The sequence below is a fragment of the Paenibacillus sp. TAB_01 genome, from assembly GCF_043945595.1.
Classification (GTDB): Bacteria; Bacillota; Bacilli; order Paenibacillales; family NBRC-103111; genus Paenibacillus_S.
In genome coordinates, this window is record NZ_JBIFNP010000001.1 from 3,441,985 (window position 1) to 3,457,538 (window position 15,554).

The 15,554-nt window shown below is 53.0% G+C and carries 15 protein-coding genes; 5 read left to right on the forward strand and 10 right to left on the reverse strand.

Annotation, left to right across the window (positions count from 1 at the left end):
- Positions 1-41: 41 nt before the first annotated feature.
- From ACHHV8_RS16580 to ACHHV8_RS16615, 8 genes are all read right to left on the reverse strand, one after another.
- Positions 42-1,310 carry an erythromycin esterase family protein gene (locus ACHHV8_RS16580; RefSeq protein ID WP_395159746.1) on the reverse strand — a complete coding sequence of 423 codons (1,269 nt, stop codon included), beginning with the start codon at positions 1,308-1,310 and terminating at the stop codon, positions 42-44.
- A gap of 65 nt (positions 1,311-1,375) precedes the next feature.
- On the reverse strand, positions 1,376-3,049 hold the full coding sequence (locus ACHHV8_RS16585; protein ID WP_395159748.1) for a ribonuclease J: 1,674 nt from the start codon (positions 3,047-3,049) through the stop codon (positions 1,376-1,378).
- Positions 3,050-3,648: 599 nt separating this feature from the next.
- Positions 3,649-5,127 carry a sulfatase family protein gene (locus tag ACHHV8_RS16590; RefSeq protein ID WP_395159750.1) on the reverse strand — a complete coding sequence of 493 codons (1,479 nt, stop codon included), beginning with the start codon at positions 5,125-5,127 and terminating at the stop codon, positions 3,649-3,651.
- Positions 5,128-5,153: 26 nt separating this feature from the next.
- The gene (locus ACHHV8_RS16595) at positions 5,154-5,984 is read right to left on the reverse strand and encodes a carbohydrate ABC transporter permease (protein ID WP_395159752.1); all 831 of its coding nucleotides are present in this window, start codon (positions 5,982-5,984) and stop codon (positions 5,154-5,156) included.
- A 173-nt stretch (positions 5,985-6,157) separates the two neighbouring features.
- Positions 6,158-6,973 carry a carbohydrate ABC transporter permease gene (locus ACHHV8_RS16600; protein ID WP_395159754.1) on the reverse strand — a complete coding sequence of 272 codons (816 nt, stop codon included), beginning with the start codon at positions 6,971-6,973 and terminating at the stop codon, positions 6,158-6,160.
- A 40-nt stretch (positions 6,974-7,013) separates the two neighbouring features.
- Positions 7,014-8,513, reverse strand: coding sequence for an ABC transporter substrate-binding protein (locus ACHHV8_RS16605; protein ID WP_395159756.1), 1,500 nt, complete (start codon positions 8,511-8,513; stop codon positions 7,014-7,016).
- Positions 8,514-8,618: 105 nt separating this feature from the next.
- Complete coding sequence (locus ACHHV8_RS16610) at positions 8,619-8,927, reverse strand: helix-turn-helix transcriptional regulator (protein ID WP_395159758.1); 309 nt, start codon at positions 8,925-8,927, stop codon at positions 8,619-8,621.
- Complete coding sequence (locus ACHHV8_RS16615) at positions 8,815-10,005, reverse strand: response regulator (protein ID WP_395159760.1); 1,191 nt, start codon at positions 10,003-10,005, stop codon at positions 8,815-8,817. The genes ACHHV8_RS16610 and ACHHV8_RS16615 overlap by 113 nt, the downstream gene beginning before the upstream one ends.
- A 181-nt stretch (positions 10,006-10,186) precedes the next feature.
- Between ACHHV8_RS16615 and ACHHV8_RS16620 the strand changes: the two genes are divergently transcribed.
- Together ACHHV8_RS16620 and ACHHV8_RS16625 are read left to right on the forward strand one after the other, a co-directional pair.
- Complete coding sequence (locus tag ACHHV8_RS16620) at positions 10,187-10,999, forward strand: cache domain-containing protein (protein WP_395159762.1); 813 nt, start codon at positions 10,187-10,189, stop codon at positions 10,997-10,999.
- Positions 11,000-11,002: 3 nt separating this feature from the next.
- The gene (locus tag ACHHV8_RS16625; protein ID WP_395159764.1) at positions 11,003-11,959 is read left to right on the forward strand and encodes a sensor histidine kinase; all 957 of its coding nucleotides are present in this window, start codon (positions 11,003-11,005) and stop codon (positions 11,957-11,959) included.
- A gap of 45 nt (positions 11,960-12,004) precedes the next feature.
- Here ACHHV8_RS16625 and ACHHV8_RS16630 read toward each other — a convergent pair whose 3' ends face one another.
- On the reverse strand, positions 12,005-12,481 hold the full coding sequence (locus ACHHV8_RS16630) for an MOSC domain-containing protein (protein WP_395159766.1): 477 nt from the start codon (positions 12,479-12,481) through the stop codon (positions 12,005-12,007).
- Entirely contained in the window at positions 12,381-12,719 is a 339-nt protein-coding gene (locus tag ACHHV8_RS16635) for an MOSC N-terminal beta barrel domain-containing protein (protein ID WP_395159768.1), read from the reverse strand. The genes ACHHV8_RS16630 and ACHHV8_RS16635 overlap by 101 nt, the downstream gene beginning before the upstream one ends.
- Positions 12,720-12,942: 223 nt before the next feature.
- On the opposite strand from ACHHV8_RS16635, the gene ACHHV8_RS16640 reads away from it, so the two are divergent.
- The 3 genes from ACHHV8_RS16640 to ACHHV8_RS16650 are packed head-to-tail and all read left to right on the forward strand — an operon-like array spanning position 12,943 to position 15,511.
- Positions 12,943-13,905 (forward strand): ABC transporter ATP-binding protein, encoded by a 963-nt coding sequence (locus ACHHV8_RS16640; protein WP_395159770.1) that lies wholly within the window; start codon positions 12,943-12,945, stop codon positions 13,903-13,905.
- 12 nt (positions 13,906-13,917) lie between these two features.
- A complete protein-coding gene (locus ACHHV8_RS16645) occupies positions 13,918-14,724 on the forward strand; it encodes an ABC transporter permease (RefSeq protein WP_395159772.1) in 807 nt (268 codons plus the stop codon).
- A gap of 4 nt (positions 14,725-14,728) precedes the next feature.
- Positions 14,729-15,511: an ABC transporter permease gene (locus tag ACHHV8_RS16650; RefSeq protein WP_395159774.1), complete on the forward strand. Its 783-nt coding sequence runs from the start codon at positions 14,729-14,731 to the stop codon at positions 15,509-15,511.
- Positions 15,512-15,554: the final 43 nt, after the last annotated feature.

Genomic DNA, 15,554 nt, shown 5'->3' on the forward strand with positions numbered 1-15,554 from the left:
GCATGCTCCCTTTCCGTATATAAAATAGCTTCATTAACAATTCACACAAACACACGTTCCTGTTTCAGCGGATGCAAGGCTTCAGTTCGGTCAATATAAATAAACGCATCGTACCGCTTGGTCAACGTGGTCGGGACGTAATTGCCTCTTTCCCACGCAGGATGATAGACCACCCCGATGGCCCTGTGACCTAATGACGCCTCATCCAAAATCGATGCCTCCTTATCGAACAGCAGCAGCTTATCCTCCGCACCCGCCTGATGCAGCAGATCCTCCCAGCTGCCCGGCATCGCCGCAGGCGCCTGCTTGATCTTCTGCGGAGCTCCCCATTCTTTTCCCGCAATCACGCTGCCTTGATAGGTACCAAAGCCGACGGCATACACTTTCTCTCCAAGCTTCTCGCGGAGCAGCTGGCCGATGTTCATCATTCCGTCCTCCACCATATCCGTATACCGGGCGTCACCGACATGTGTATTGTGGGCCCATACGATTCCGCGGGCACCCTCGCCGTGAAAGGCCGTAAGCTTCTCCAGCACATCGGCCATATGCCGGTCGCGCACATTCCAGGATTCCGCGTCATGGCGGATCATCGTCCGGTAGTAGGCCTCCGCTCCCTTTACCGCCATGGCGTTCAGCTCCGCACTGAACGCATCCTCACGCTCGTCGGCCGCAGGGCCGGCATCCTTCCACTGATCCCGCAGCCGGCTGAGCAGCGCGATAACCTCATTCTCGCAGCCTTCACCGTACAATGAAGCGGAAATGCCGTATGCCTGCTCATTGCGGTCATGAGGCTCGAAGCATTCAAAAGCTTTTTTAGCCGCCTGCAAGTCAGCCCCGTTCTTCTTGCTGAGATAAGCTAAAATATCACTCATCGATTCCCATAAGCTGTATACATCCATCCCGTAAAAGCCCGCCTTCGCCTCCGGCGGCTTGCCGGTATTATACTCGCGAAGCCACTCTGCAAAAGCCAGAATTTCCTCGTTCGCCCACATCCAGCTCGGCCACCGGTCGAAATCCTTCAACGCTTCCCTGGCGCTGGACGCCGCACCGGCGCAGCCTTTGACATAACGGTTTAGCGCATAGCAGGAAGGCCAGTCGCCTTCCACTGCTATAAACCGGAAGCCTTGTTCCTGGATCAGCCGTTGGGACAGCTCGGCGCGTATGGTATAAAATTCCGAGGTGCCGTGGGATGATTCGCCCAGCAGAACATAGGCCTTCCCCTCCATTTTTTCAATAAGCCGGTCTTTCGTTTCCTTCTTATGGAAAGGAAATGCCATTTTACGTATGGCTTGTACCATTTCACTGCTCATTTTGACCTCTGCCCCTAGTGAATTAAATTTTCATGGTGAATGAAATGTCCATAATGGATTAAATTTCAAATTTCCATAATAATCGGAAGGATTACCGGTTTTCTTCCCGTGCTCTCATACAGGAAACGCCCCAGCACGTCTTTTACACGGACTTTAATCGCGCTCCATTGATTGATATTTTCCGCCTGAATTTGGTTGATGGTTTGCGTTACGAGCTGGCCAGCCTTCTCCAGAAGAGCTTCGGATTCCCGTACATACACAAAACCGCGGGTAATAATATCCGGCCCCGAAATAATGGCCCCCTCCGTTCTGCTCAGCGTTACCACAATGACCAGAATCCCGTCTTCGGATAAATGCTTCCGGTCGCGGAGTACGATGTTGCCGACATCGCCGATGCCCCATCCGTCGACAAACGTATTGCCCGCGGGGACTTTCCGCGTTTTCTTAGCCTGCTGCTTGTAAATATCTACAACGTCGCCGTTGCCGATCAGAATGATGTTGGACGGATCGACGCCAACGGATTCGGCCAATGAACCGTGCTGGTACAGCATGCGGTACTCGCCGTGGATCGGAATGAAGTATTTGGGCTTCATCAGCGTAAGCATTAATTTGAGCTCCTCTTGGCTCGCATGTCCGGATACATGCATCCCCGTCACAGAGCCTGACCCATATATAACCTTCGCGCCGAGCCGGTACAGGTTATCCACGATTCGGGCTACGTTCCGTTCATTTCCGGGAATCGGCGTTGCCGATAAAATAACCGTGTCCCCCGGTAAAATTTTGACCTGCCGATGGATCGAGCTGGCTAAACGGGATAACGCCGACAACGGCTCTCCCTGGCTGCCGGTACACAAGATCGCCAGCCGCTCAGGCGCCAAGTGCTTGACTTCGTCCAGCTCCGCCAGCATCCCGTCCGGGATTTGCAAATAGCCGAGCTCTCCGGCAATTTTCACCACATTGATCATACTGCGGCCCAGCAGCACAAGCTTGCGTTCCGTCGCCATAGCGGCGTCGATCACCTGTTGAAGCCGGTTGACGTTCGAAGCAAAGGTCGAAATGATTACTTTCTGGCGCGCCTTGCTGAACGCTTCCTCGATATGCTCCCCTACGACGCGCTCCGAAGGCGTAAATCCCGGCCGTTCGGCGTTTGTGCTCTCTGAGAGCAGTGCCAGCACCCCTGCTTTGCCAATGTCCGACATCCGGTGAATGTCCGGGTATTGATCGTTTGCGGGAGTGAGATCGAATTTAAAATCGCCGGTATGAACGACCGTCCCTTCCGGAGTATGAAAAGCGACGCCGAGACAGTCCGGAATACTGTGATTCGTTTTGAAAAAAGTCGCCGACATCGTCCCCAGCTCAACCCGGGAATCGGATGTAATCTGCTTGAGCTCCACGCTGCCCAACAGCCCCGCTTCCTTCAGCTTCACCTCAATCAAGCCTATCGTAAGGCGGGTTGCATAAATAGGCATCCTGCACTGCTTTAAAACATACGGGATCCCGCCGATGTGATCCTCATGTCCGTGGGTAACGATCATCGCCCGGATTTTATGGCTGTTCTCAAGCAAATAGGTGATATCGGGGATGATCAAATCAATTCCGAGCAAGCTTTCATCGGGAAACTTCGAGCCGCAGTCGACGACCACGATATCATCGGCATATTGAATAACATACATATTTTTCCCAATTTCGTTGACACCGCCTAAAGCGAAAATGGATAGCTTATTTTCTGTGTGGCTCATATCTAACCCCTCCTTTGTCACATTACCTGATGCATATGACATGACATTACCGCAGCAGCCCGCCTTCTCCGGTTGAACGGCAAACAATCCACAGAAAGCAATAGCAGTCATGCGACATCCAAACCGGTCACTCACGGTACAATTAATGTATAGATTCATCCAAGAGATGCAGCGGTATGCTTGGTAATGAATTGAAGGCTGCGTTCAGAGAACTGCATGTTTTGGGGGCCTTTGGGCATAATGAACCTATCTATCTATGTATCCATAAAAAGAAAGCAGGATCGGGAGACGATTACCGCCTTCCCAACCCTGCCCGCAGACTGAATATATACTGCTCATCCATGCAATTGCTGTTCATTAGCTGCTCCGATTGGATGATATCCCGGCCAGCCGGTGCAATTGCTGTTCATTGGCCGCTCCCTCTGGATGCTCTTCTGGTCAACCCATGCACTTGCTGATTTGTCGATCCAACGCAATGATGTCCCTGTCATCTCATGCCATCCCGTTGACCTGTCGCTTGCCGGTGCTGGCTATGATCGGCTTTTCAGGCCGCATCTTCCGGAAAACCTGCCTGCAAGCTCCGTTTCGCATCTCTGACCTTACATACGCTTGTTCGGCTGATGCGGCACTACATCGCAGGTTTCCTGGTAGAACGTCAGCAGCCGGTCCTTTAACTCGGCCAGCACACCCGATAGAGCCGGATCGTCGATACGGTTCACCGTTTCGCCCGGATCGTTCACCATATCGTACAGCTCATCCTGCTCATAAAACCGCCGTACATATTTATATTGTTTGGTTCGGCACATGACCGCTTTCGTATGCTCAGGCCCCTCCTGCAGCTGCCATTGAATACGGGGCCAATACAAACCGGAGGCGCTGCCGACCGACGTGCTTTCCCGCTCCATACAATGCTCTTCGCCGTGAAGTCTGCCTCCCTCGCAGAAGACGGCGTCGCGGTGCTCCTCCGTCTCCCCGGCCAGCACCGGCAGGAGCGATTTGCCGAAATGGCTGTGCTCCGGCTTCATTCCAAGCAGCGCCTCCACCGTAGCGGAGAAATCGACCAGCTCCACCATCGCATCGCTGATTCGCGGTTGGACCGGAACGTGCTTCGGAGGCTTGATCACGAACGGAACGCGCGATAAGCAGTCCTCGAACGTATTCTGCGTCTTCTCAACCAACCCATAATCGCCGGTGAAATCGCCGTGGTCGGAGAAGAAGAAGACCGCCGTATCATCGTACATGCCCGTCTCGCGGAGGGCGTCCAGAATCATGCCGAACTGCTTATCGACACGGGCGCACATGCCGTAATACGTCGCACGCAGCTCATCCCACCGCTCCTCGCTCCATTCTTGCAGATGCTGCTTCTCATGAATGCCCCGCAGCAGGCTCGGTTTTCCCTTCCAGTCAGCAGGAGCCGGTATGCGCGGTGGCAGCTTGCTCCGGTCGATCATACTGAAGTAAGGCTCCTCTACGCCGTACGGCGGATGCGGATACAGCAGGGGCAGATAAATGCAGAGAGGCTTGTCGGCGGGAGCGTTACGGATCAGATCGATAGCCCCGAGCACATTCGCCCAGTCCCCATCGTAGTAGGTCTCCTCATCCTCCGCCTTCTCCAGCTTGCCTGCATAGAAGGAGAAATAATTGTCGCCGTCCGGCTCGCCCCGCCATACGTCATGCGCATGCAAATTCGTTTCCCTTCGCGGCTGTACGGGCGGCTTGTATTTCACATCGCAGTAAGCTTCGTAGCCGTTCTCCGCGGGAATGAGATCGTTTTTGCCGCCCCACCAGACGAAATAACCGGCATCCTTCAACGTCTTGAGCAGCACAGGCTCCTCCGGCCGCATCATATGGTACATGGTACGGTGACCCCGCACATGCGGATACCATCCGCTCATAAACGAGCATCGGCTCGGCGTGCATACCGTATTTTGGCAAAAAGCGTTGCGGAACGAGACCCCGTCCGTCTGTGTCATCCTGTCCAGGTAAGGCGTGACGGCAGCCGGATTGCCCATATGCCCCATGACGTCGCTGCGCCATTGGTCCGGATTGAAAATAATAATGTGCGGTTGTTTAGCCATTTTGCAGTATACCCCCTCAATTCAAATTATCCTTTGACGGAACCGGAAATGCCTTCAATGAAGAAACGCTGAAAAACAATAAACACGATAATGACCGGAATAAGCGAGATGGACGCCCCCGCAGCCATACCCGACCAGTCGACGGTATGCTCACCGACGAACGAATACATGCCGACCGCCAGCGTGCGAAGCTCCGGCTTGTTGATGCTGAAGATGAGCGGTACGAAGAACGAGTTCCAGGTCCAGATGAACTGCATAATCGTCGTGGTGGCGATAATCGGCTTGGAGAGCGGCAGCATCACCTGCACGAAAGTGCGGAGAAAACCGCAGCCGTCCATTTCTGATGCCTCCTCCAGCTCTTTGGGGAGATTGTGGAAATACGTCATGTACAGCAAGATGAACAGCACATGCGCCCCCGACGATTCGGCCAGGATGATGCCCGGAAGCGTATTCAGCAAGCCGAGGCTCTTGATGATTTGATAAATCGGAATAATCGTATATCCTTTCGGAATGAACATCGTTGCCGTAATGGCGACGACGAACAGCTTGCGTCCGGGAAAATTAACTCTCCCCAGCGCATAGCCTGTCAGCGCGCACATAACAATGACGATAACGACCGTGGTGCAAGTAATAATGACCGAATTGGCGAAATAGGTGGAGAAGTGCCCAACCTTCCAAGCTCTAGCGTAGTTCTCCCACTGCGCCGCCTCCGGCAGCAGCTTGAACCCCGCATTAATATACTCCGTATTCGTTTTGAGCGAGGAGAAGATCATCCAGACGAACGGATAAATCCATACAATCCCCAGTACAATCAGCAGAACATGCAGAACGCCGTTAAGCGTGCGTTGTCGGCTCATCGGTTTATAGACCTCCTTTGGCGCTCTGGGTATGCCGGGCGTCCTTGCCGTCCTTGGACAGCTTGGCCAGCCAGCCGAGCACAAGCGTAATCAGAAAGACCGTTAAGCCGAAGACGATCCCGGCAGCGGAGGCGTAGCCGATTTGCGGGAAGCCGCTCGTGCTGAAGGCGTAGTTATAAATGTACAGATCGACGGTTTCCGTCGCAAAGAACGGTCATTCCGTTGGTCAATGTTTTAACGAGGTCGAACACATGCATACTGTTGACAACGGTCAGCAGAAGAATGACGGCGGCGACCGGCATCAGCAAAGGGAGCGTAATGCTGCGCATCGTTTGCCAGTAGCTGGCCCCGTCCACCTTGGCCGCTTCGTATACATCGCCCGGAAGCGATTGCAGCCCGGCCAGCCAGTATACCATCATCATGCCGAAAAATTTCCAGGAGCCTACGAAGATAAGCACCAGCATCGCCGTACCCGCCTGCCCCAGCCAAGGAACCGGCTCCGACAGAATGCCGAGCGCCATCAGCAGCTCATTGACGAGTCCCTGGTCGTTGCCGAATATAAACTTCATAATAATCCCGACAATGGACGTCGTGGTCACCACCGGAAGGAAATAGACCGTCCTGTAAAATACTTTGCCTTTAAAAAACGCCTGATTCAGAATCAGCGCCATAATTAAAGTCGCCGGCATCAGGATGACGGTTTTCGCCGCCATATAAAGCAGGCTGTTGCGAAACGCATTCCAGAACTGCTCGTCGTGCAAAATCTTGATCAGGTTGTCGAAGCCGACGAAATTGGAGAGCGGGCCGAAACCGCTCCAGTCGTAGAAGGCATACACGTAGCTCATAAGGATCGGGTACATGGTGAATATGATGAAGAACAGCAGCTGAGGCAGTATAAACAGGTAAGCCCAGCGGTAGCGGATTCGCTCTCTTCTGACAAATGCGGCAGGCGCCTTCTGCCCTGCGACTACGGAAGTTTGCGCGCTCATTGCATCCAACTCCTTTGCGCTTTCGAAATGAGGAAATCCATTACTTTCCGAGCTCGTCGTATTTGTTTTTGGTATAAGGCTCGAACGGCGTCCAGTTCGGGAAAGTGAAATCCTTCAGGCTTACCTTGGCCCCGCCGCCGGATACTTTTTTGATCGAGTCCTGCAGTGCCGTGTTATAATCCGCGCTCAGCTTGTCGAGCGTTCCTTCCAGATCTTTAATCTGGCCTGCCATGTAGCCTTCAAGAATTTTGCCGAGATTTTCTTTCGGCTTCTTGCCGTTCAGCTCGGTGTTCACCTTGATCGCAGCCAAGTTCCGGACATATTGATGCGGCGACAAGACGAACGTTTGGTCATGAATTTTTTGCGCCTGCACGAACTGCGGATTGTCCACCTTCGTATTCTGGTTCTGAGCGATAATCGGCGAGCCTTCTACGCCCATTTCCAGCTCCAGCTGGTAAATCCGGTCCATGTAAAATTGCAGGAACAGCTTGACCTCTTCATAATGCTTCGTATTTTTGCTGACGTGAACCGATGCCTTCGTTTCCCCCTGGAATGCGTAATACTGCGGTTTTCCGTCTTTGGTCGGCAGCGGTGCGACTCCGAAATTGCTGAACTTGTTATTTTGCTGCAGCTCCGAGGTCAGGAACGTCCCGTCAATGACAAAGGCCGCCTTCCCGCCCGCGAATAATGCGGAGGCTTCACGGTAATCGATGACCAGACTGTTCGGATGAAGCAGCTTGTCGTCCTGCAGCTGTTTAATGAATTTCATCGTTTGAACGATCCCGGCGGAATTATGCTCGTATTCGCCTTTTTTATAATTAAAGCCCGCGTAAGCGCCGTCATTCGGCAGAATGTCCGGAGTGATGGCCGAAGCCATCTGGCCAATAAAGCCGCCCATGAGCCAATCGGTCTTGACGCCCAGAATAAGCGGATAGACGTCGCTGCTCTTCTCCCTGATCTTTTTGCCCACGGCAATCAGTTCGTCCCATGATTTCGGAACATCCTTCTCCGTTAATCCCGCTTTTTTGAGAACGTCCAGGTTGTAATACATCACATGGGCAAAGCGCCGTGGGGTAAAATGGGGCATCGCATACACTTTGCCGTCCATCGTAGTAAAGCCTTCCGTCCAGGTGCCCTCGTAAAATTCATCCTTCTTTTTCTGCGGAAACAAATCATCCAGATCGTGAATCAAGCCTAATTGATACAATTGATCTGTCGGTACTGCGCTTTGATTGGAGAAAATATCGGGCAAATCGTTGCTCGCCACGGCCGCCTGCAGCTGCGCCGCATACTGTGCCGATGCAATGGAAGGTATTTCTACTTTAATATTCGGATATTTCGCTTCAAACTCTTTGACCGCCTTCTCAAACACAGGCTGCGATTCCGGCCAACGGTGCCAAAAGGTGATGGTTACCGGCTTCTTATCACCGGATGAATCGGATCCTTCCTTTTGCTGTGCGTCTTGCGACCCGCTGCAGCCGGATAAGATGGAACCGATAGCAAGCACGGACAGCATGCCTATAGAAAACGCTTTCTTCATTCCGTATTCCCCCTTGATGAGATGTATTTATTTGCTTACATGCCAAGTATAAACAATGCCCTTCGGGGAAAACATGCGAATAAATTAACAGCAGGTAGGAACTTTTTAATCCAAAGAACCTTGCTGGCGTTTGCGGTATTCCGACGGGCTCATCCCGTACGCCTGTTTAAACAAATGGCTAAAATAACGAAAATCGGCATACCCGGCCTCCTCGGCAATTTCACCGATCTTCTTATCGCTCTCCCTGAGGAGGCGTTCGGCCTGCTTCATTTTTTGGCGGACCGCATAGCGGATAAAATTTTCACCCGTCTGCTGCTTGAAGATCCGGCTTAACGTAACGGCATGAACGCACAAAGCCGCTGCAACCGACTCCAGGTTGATATTCGCGCCTTTGTATTTGCTTACAAGCTGCATCGCTTTCTCCACCAGTACGGTCGGCTGATGGGCGGACTCCAGCTCGGCCAGCGCCCGGGTCCTCTCCGCCTACGAATTTATGTACGCTGCGCTTAAGCTCCTCCCAGCTCGCGTGCTGGGCAACCCAGGATGTCCAATAAGCAAGCTTGTCCTCCTCAACGATGTTGATATCATGCTTGGCCGTCATTGTTTCATCGAGGGTCGCCATTAAATAGGCGCATTCCTTGCGCAGCTGCTTCAGCTCCAGCTGTCCGATATGGTCCAGAAACTCATACAGCTGCGATTCCACAACGGCTGCCTGGAGATCTTTTACCGCTTGCAGAATAGCCTGCCGCATGACAGCCGAACGCCTCAGCTGGGACTCGCCGCCTCTGCGGCCCGCGCTGCCGGAGCCGCTGAAGAAGCGGTCCGACTCCCAGCTGTCCGCTGCCTGCAGGAGTGCGGCAACGAACTCATCTCCCCTGGAAAAGCAGTCCTTCTCGGACCAATCGGCTCGCACGACCGCACCGTAAATATGTCTTTTCAACCGGAAAGTGACAACCGCTTGCCCATACTCCGGCAGCACCTCCTTAGGATCAAGCGCAAGAAGAATCCGTTTCGGCAGCGCCTCGTCGTACCAAACGGAGGGCAGCCGCAGCTCCTCCGGCTCCATGTAGAGATGCCGCTCCTTCAGCAGGGCATGGTATCGCCGGAAATCGGACTCCAGCTTGCCCGCCCCCTCCTGCTCAACACCCTCAACGAGCTGCAGCAGCTCTTCTACCACAGCCGGCTTCAGCAAATAGCCCGAGGCTCCAAGCTGGATCGCTTTGCGGGCATATTCAAATTCACTGTAGCCGGTCAGAAGAAATACACGTGCCGTGGGCAGCTCCTCTTTCAGAATTCTTAGCATTTCAAGGCCGTCCAGACCGGGCATCATGATGTCCGTTATTACGATATCGGGCCGAATCTTCCTTACCTTGTCCAAGGCAGAAGCACCATAGCCCGCATCGAACACCTCGACCGGCTTATTCAAGCTGTTTAATTTAAAAATAACGCCCGACCTCACCGCAAATTCATCGTCAATCACACAAATTTTCAATCTGCTCAGCCTCCCGCAAGGAAATCGGTTACATAATATCGAATTCAACGTCGTACGAGCTTAGCTTTAGTTAACCACAATATCGACCCGGATGGCGAGATGAATCTTTCAGCCTATTATACAAAGGGGGTGCCTCGATTGGTTAAAGGCTTTACAGTGATGGACCGGCAAATTTCGCGCCATGTCGCTCAGAAGCAAGCTGTTTGTGCTGCTGATTCTGCTCTCCCTCGTGCCCACGCTGACGGTGAGCTTCATCTCCCAATATTTAATCGTCCGTTCCAGTACGGACTATACGGCTACCATATCGGCCCAATTAATTGAATATATGTCCAGCGAAATCAATAATTACTTGATCGGCATCAATGAGACGCTCAATCCGGTCGTCATTAATTCGGAGTTTCAGAAGTTTCTTACGGTTCCCAAAGACCGCGTGCCCGAGCAAGCCAATTATTCGATCGGCTTCCGGCCGCTGCTGCAGCTGCTGATTCAATCGAAGAAAGAAATTCTTAGCGTCGTGTACCTGGATAACCTGGGCAAGGTGTATTCCGAATCGCTCAAGGTTCATATTCAATTCGAATATCCGTTTCAGCAGGACCCTGTCCTCAGCAAGGTTTTTGGCATGGAGAAGGAAGGACTTCTCGCGCCCCATCCCATGAACTACGTCCTCTATCCTTCCGCCGAGCCGCAGGTCGTTACGTTCGTGAAGCCGGTGATTAACCTGAACAAGCAAACCATCGGCGGCTGGCTCCTGATCGAGATCGACGCGCAATGGCTGCAAAAGCTGATGGATCATACCAAGCTCGGGCATCACGGCCAAATGCTGCTGTTTAATCGGGATTCGGGGGAGCTGGTCAATTTCGGCGAGCCTTCCGCACTGCTGGGCGAATTGCGCGAGAAGTTAAAGCTTCATTCGCAGCCTTCCGGCCAGTTTCTGATGAGCCTGGAGGGAACGAAATACCAAATCATGTACAGTCCGATTCCGCTCGGAAACTGAACCTTGGTCGGTGTCGCACATCTGGATGAAGTCAGCCGGGGGATCCAGCAGGCTCAGACCTTAACCTACATTGTCGCAGCCATCAGCTTTCTGATCGCCCTGCTGATTGCCTTTCCTTTCATGGGGGTCGTCTTGAGACCGCTTTACCGGCTGAAAACGGGGATGCAAATGCTCGGGCGGGGCACCTCGGTACGCATTGAGCATGAGGTTCAGGATGAGATCGGGTTCTTGATTAAAACCTACAACAGGATGCTGGAGGACCTGGACATTTTGAGGCAGGAAGTCATTCAAACGAAGCTGAGCGAGAAGGAAAAAGAGCTTCTGCAGCTGCAGGCTCAGATCAACCCGCATTTTTTGTTCAATACGCTGGAAACGATTGAATCCTACTCCCTTCATAATCACGGGGAGGCGGTCAGCGATATGCTGCAGTGCGTTTCCCGGATGATGCGCTATAATGTGCGCCAAGACCGGGGCCATGCCCGTCTTGCTGAGGAAATCAAATACACCCGTGATTTTCTGCATATCCACTCCTACCGTTACGGAGAGCGGGCGCTGGCCGAGTTCGACATTGCCCCGGAGCTGCTCGATATATCGGTGATGAAGCTGAGCATTCAGCCGTTCGTGGAAAACTCGCTCAAATACGGCTGGAGTCCGCTCGAAGAAAGAGACGATTTCCGTCTCGTCATAGCCGTTCGAAGGGATGCGGATCAGTGGGTATTCACCGTAACGGATAACGGCCGTGGCATTCCGGACGATGTGCTGCAGCGGCTTAGTGAGCTTACGGCAGGCGACGGCCGGCAGGCAGATCCTTATTTCCGTCAGCATACAGGCATTCTGAACGTATACCGCAGGTATGCGCTGGCTTACGGCGAGCGGTTTGCCATGAAGATCGGCCGGAATGAACAAGAAGGACAGGGGACTGTGGTGGAAGTCCGTCTGCCCTATCTGAGCGATTCTTAAGCAAGGGATGATGCGAGTTTCGTTGCCTTGTCAACTTTAATCAAGTTAGACGAAATAGAGTTTATCCCCCGTCCGGACTTCGCCCGGCTGTATAACCGAAGCATACCATCCGAATTGTAATGCGAGCTCCTGATTTACGATCTTTAACAGCGAAGGATCTCGCTCTATGGTATCGGGATCGATAGTAATCATCGAGCAACGCTCACATATCGTGTCAATTTTCAACACAGCGCTCCCTACCGATAAACATCGGTCTGTCCAATCAGTTTCATTCCATGCCGTCTCATCTAGGGATACGACCAAATTGGCCCTAAACCGGCGCAGATCCAGCGGTTTGCCCCACAACCTTTCAAGCTTCCGTAAAGAAGCGTCTGTAATGATAAGAACGCTGGCGGCATCTACGGCCATCAGCTCCGGACTTTCAAAATTCGGGGCCTTGGGTCGGGTCCGTCGATACTTCTCGTTTGCTGAGCCTTTGAATTTCAGCCAATAAAGCTTCATCCCAGCTAAACCGGCGCCCATCGGGTGCAGTAACGTTCACTTCCCCCTGATTCAGCCTTGCTTTATAGGAAAGCAGCTCAGGCAGCTGTCTGGCGGTAATATAGCTCCCCCAGCCCTTCTTTGTCTCATCATAAAAAGCGCAGAAACGGTCGCCGTATAAACCATACGGTTCAAGCCGGCAGGCTTCCATACGCTCTCCTGCCAATGATTTCACGGGATAGCGATAGATATCGCTGACTTCACCAAGTAATCCTGTCAAAGCTCTTCACTCCCTCTTGTCCACGTCAGCCGAGACCGGGCGTCTCGCAGTGAACAACCATACTTCGGATTAAAACTTCTACATCCCTCCCCTTCTTTCCTCTAAAAGATAATATATATACCTATAAGCCAAGTATCCGTATTAAAATGACGGTTGACACTTACCGCGCTTAATGATAGGATTTGAATCCTGTCACTCTACAAGAAAATGGAGGTACATGTCATTGATAACAGTAAATGGGATCAGCAAGTCGTTCCTGGTGGCTAAGCGTCCATCAGGCTTGAGGCATGCCATGAAATCGTTATTTCATCGAGAGTACACCGTTGTGGAAGCGCTTCATAACATTTCGTTCTCCATCGCTCCGGGCGAAATTGTCGGGTACATCGGGCCTAACGGGGCGGGGAAGTCGACGACAATCAAAATTATGAGCGGCATTCTGGTGCCGGACTGCGGAACCTGCACGATTCATGGCTATACGCCCTGGCTGGATCGTGTCCGCTATGTAAAAAACATCGGCGTCGTGTTCGGACAGCGCACCCAGCTGTGGTGGGATGTGCCGGTGATGGACTCCTTCGATCTGCTCCGGGATATTTACGACATCCCCCCTAAAAAGTATAAGGATACTCTCGCTCTGCTTATCGAAGCCTTGGATCTCGGCGGCATCATTCATACCCCTGTTCGGCAGCTGAGTCTCGGCCAGCGGATGCGCTGTGAAATTGCGGCTTCTCTCCTCCACAGCCCCAGCATCCTGTTCCTGGATGAACCGACCATCGGGCTTGACGCCGTATCCAAGATCGCGGTCCGCCATTTTATCAAGACAATCAACAAAGAGAAGCAGGTCACCGTCATCCTGACTACCCACGACATGAACGATATCGAAGCGCTGGCCGACCGGATTTTATTGATCGGCAAAGGCACGCTCCTCTATGACGGCAGTGTCCAGGGGCTGCGCAGCCGATTCGGTACGCGGAGGACGATTACGGCCGACTACCGCGAGAACGCCAGCCCTATCGTCATTCCCGGCGCATCGCTGCTGTCCTGGACGCCGGACCGGGCGATACTCAGCGTGGATACGGACCAGGATCCGGATGTCCGATGCGCTGAACCAGCTCTCCTCGCAGGTCGAGCTGCTGGATGTCGCCATCGATACGCAGCCCATCGAGGATATCATCGTCCAAATGTATAAGGAGTATCAGCTATGAGGAAAGCGTACCTTTCCGTATTTCGGCTGCGGCTCAGCAACGGGCTTCAATACCGGGCGGCCGCACTCGCCGGCATCGGCACCCAATTTTTCTTCGGCTTCATGTTTATTATGATCTTCGAAGCCTTCTACGCTCATGCCAGTCAAGAACCGTCCATGACGCTGCAGCAGGTCATTACCTATACCTGGCTGAAGCAGGCGTTTCTGGTCTTGATCGTCTTATGGCTCCGGGACAATGAGCTGTTCCAGCTTATAACCAGCGGCAACATCGCCTACGAATTGTGCCGTCCAAGCGATCTGTACGGACTCTGGTATGCCAAGCTGCTTGCTCAGCGCTTATCCGGCGCACTGCTGCGCTGCTTCCCGATACTGATTGTCGTCTTCTTCCTGCCTGCTCCTTACGGACTTCAGCTGCCTCCGGATTTCGTCTCATTCCTGCTTTTTCTCGCCGTGCTTATCGCCGGACTGCTCATGATCATCGCTCTGTCCATGCTGATTTACATTTCCGTGTTTGTTACCATGTCCCCTGCCGGCTCCTTGCTGCTGTTCAGCGTATTCGGCGAATTCCTTGCCGGACTTGTCATTCCTGTTCCGCTTATGCCCGGCTGGATGCAGCAAATCGTCTATCTGCTCCCGTTTCATTGGACCGCCGATTTTCCGTTTCGCGTGTTTACAGGCAATCTCGGCAAAACTGAGGCCGTAACCGGGCTGGCTATTCAGGCCGTATGGCTCGCCGCACTTATTGCTCTCGGTAAATTCGCTATGAACAAAGCGCTCAAACGCGTGGTAGTTCAGGGAGGGTAGTGCTATGAGACTTTATTTCCGGTATATGCTCATTCTGTTCAAATCGCAATTGCAGTACCGCCTTTCGTTTCTGTTTCTTACACTCGGGCAATGTCTGACGCCGTTTACCGTGTTTGCAGGACTGTACTTTATGTTCGACCGTTTCGGGCAGGTCAAGGGGTGGACGTTCTACGAGGTCGTGTTGTGCTTCGGAGTCACGAATATGGCTTTTTCCATAGCCGAATGCTTTGCAAGGGGCTTCGACGTCTTCTCCAGCCTTGTCGTAAGCGGCGATTTCGACCGGCTGCTCGTCCGTCCCCGCAGTACGATCGTGCAGGTGTTCGGCTCCCGCTTCGAATTTGCGCGAGCAGGCCGTCTGCTGCTGAGTGCGATCGTCCTGATCTGGGCCGCCTGCCAGATTCCTATCGATTGGACGCCGCTCAAGCTTACCGCGCTTCTGCTGATGATAGCCGGCGGGGCTGCGGTTTTCACAGGCATTTTCATCCTTGCCGCCTCGATCAGCTTCTGGACGGTTCAGGGGCTTGAAATTGCCAATATTTTCACGGACGGCGGGCGTGAAATGACGCAGTATCCGCTGAGCATTTATCACAAATGGGTAAGCCGTTTCTTCACCTTCGTCATCCCCTTCGGCTGCGTCAACTATCTGCCTCTTCTGTACATCCTCGGCCGCGAGGGCGCCAGTCACCCTCTATATGCCCTTATCCCGCTGGCTGCCTTTCTATTCCTGCTGCCGTGTCTGTTCGTTTGGAGCATTGGCGTGCGTCATTACCGCTCCACCGGCTCCTAAGAGCTGTAAAAAAGGCAGCCCCTCCTGCGCGAGTCAAGTCCGC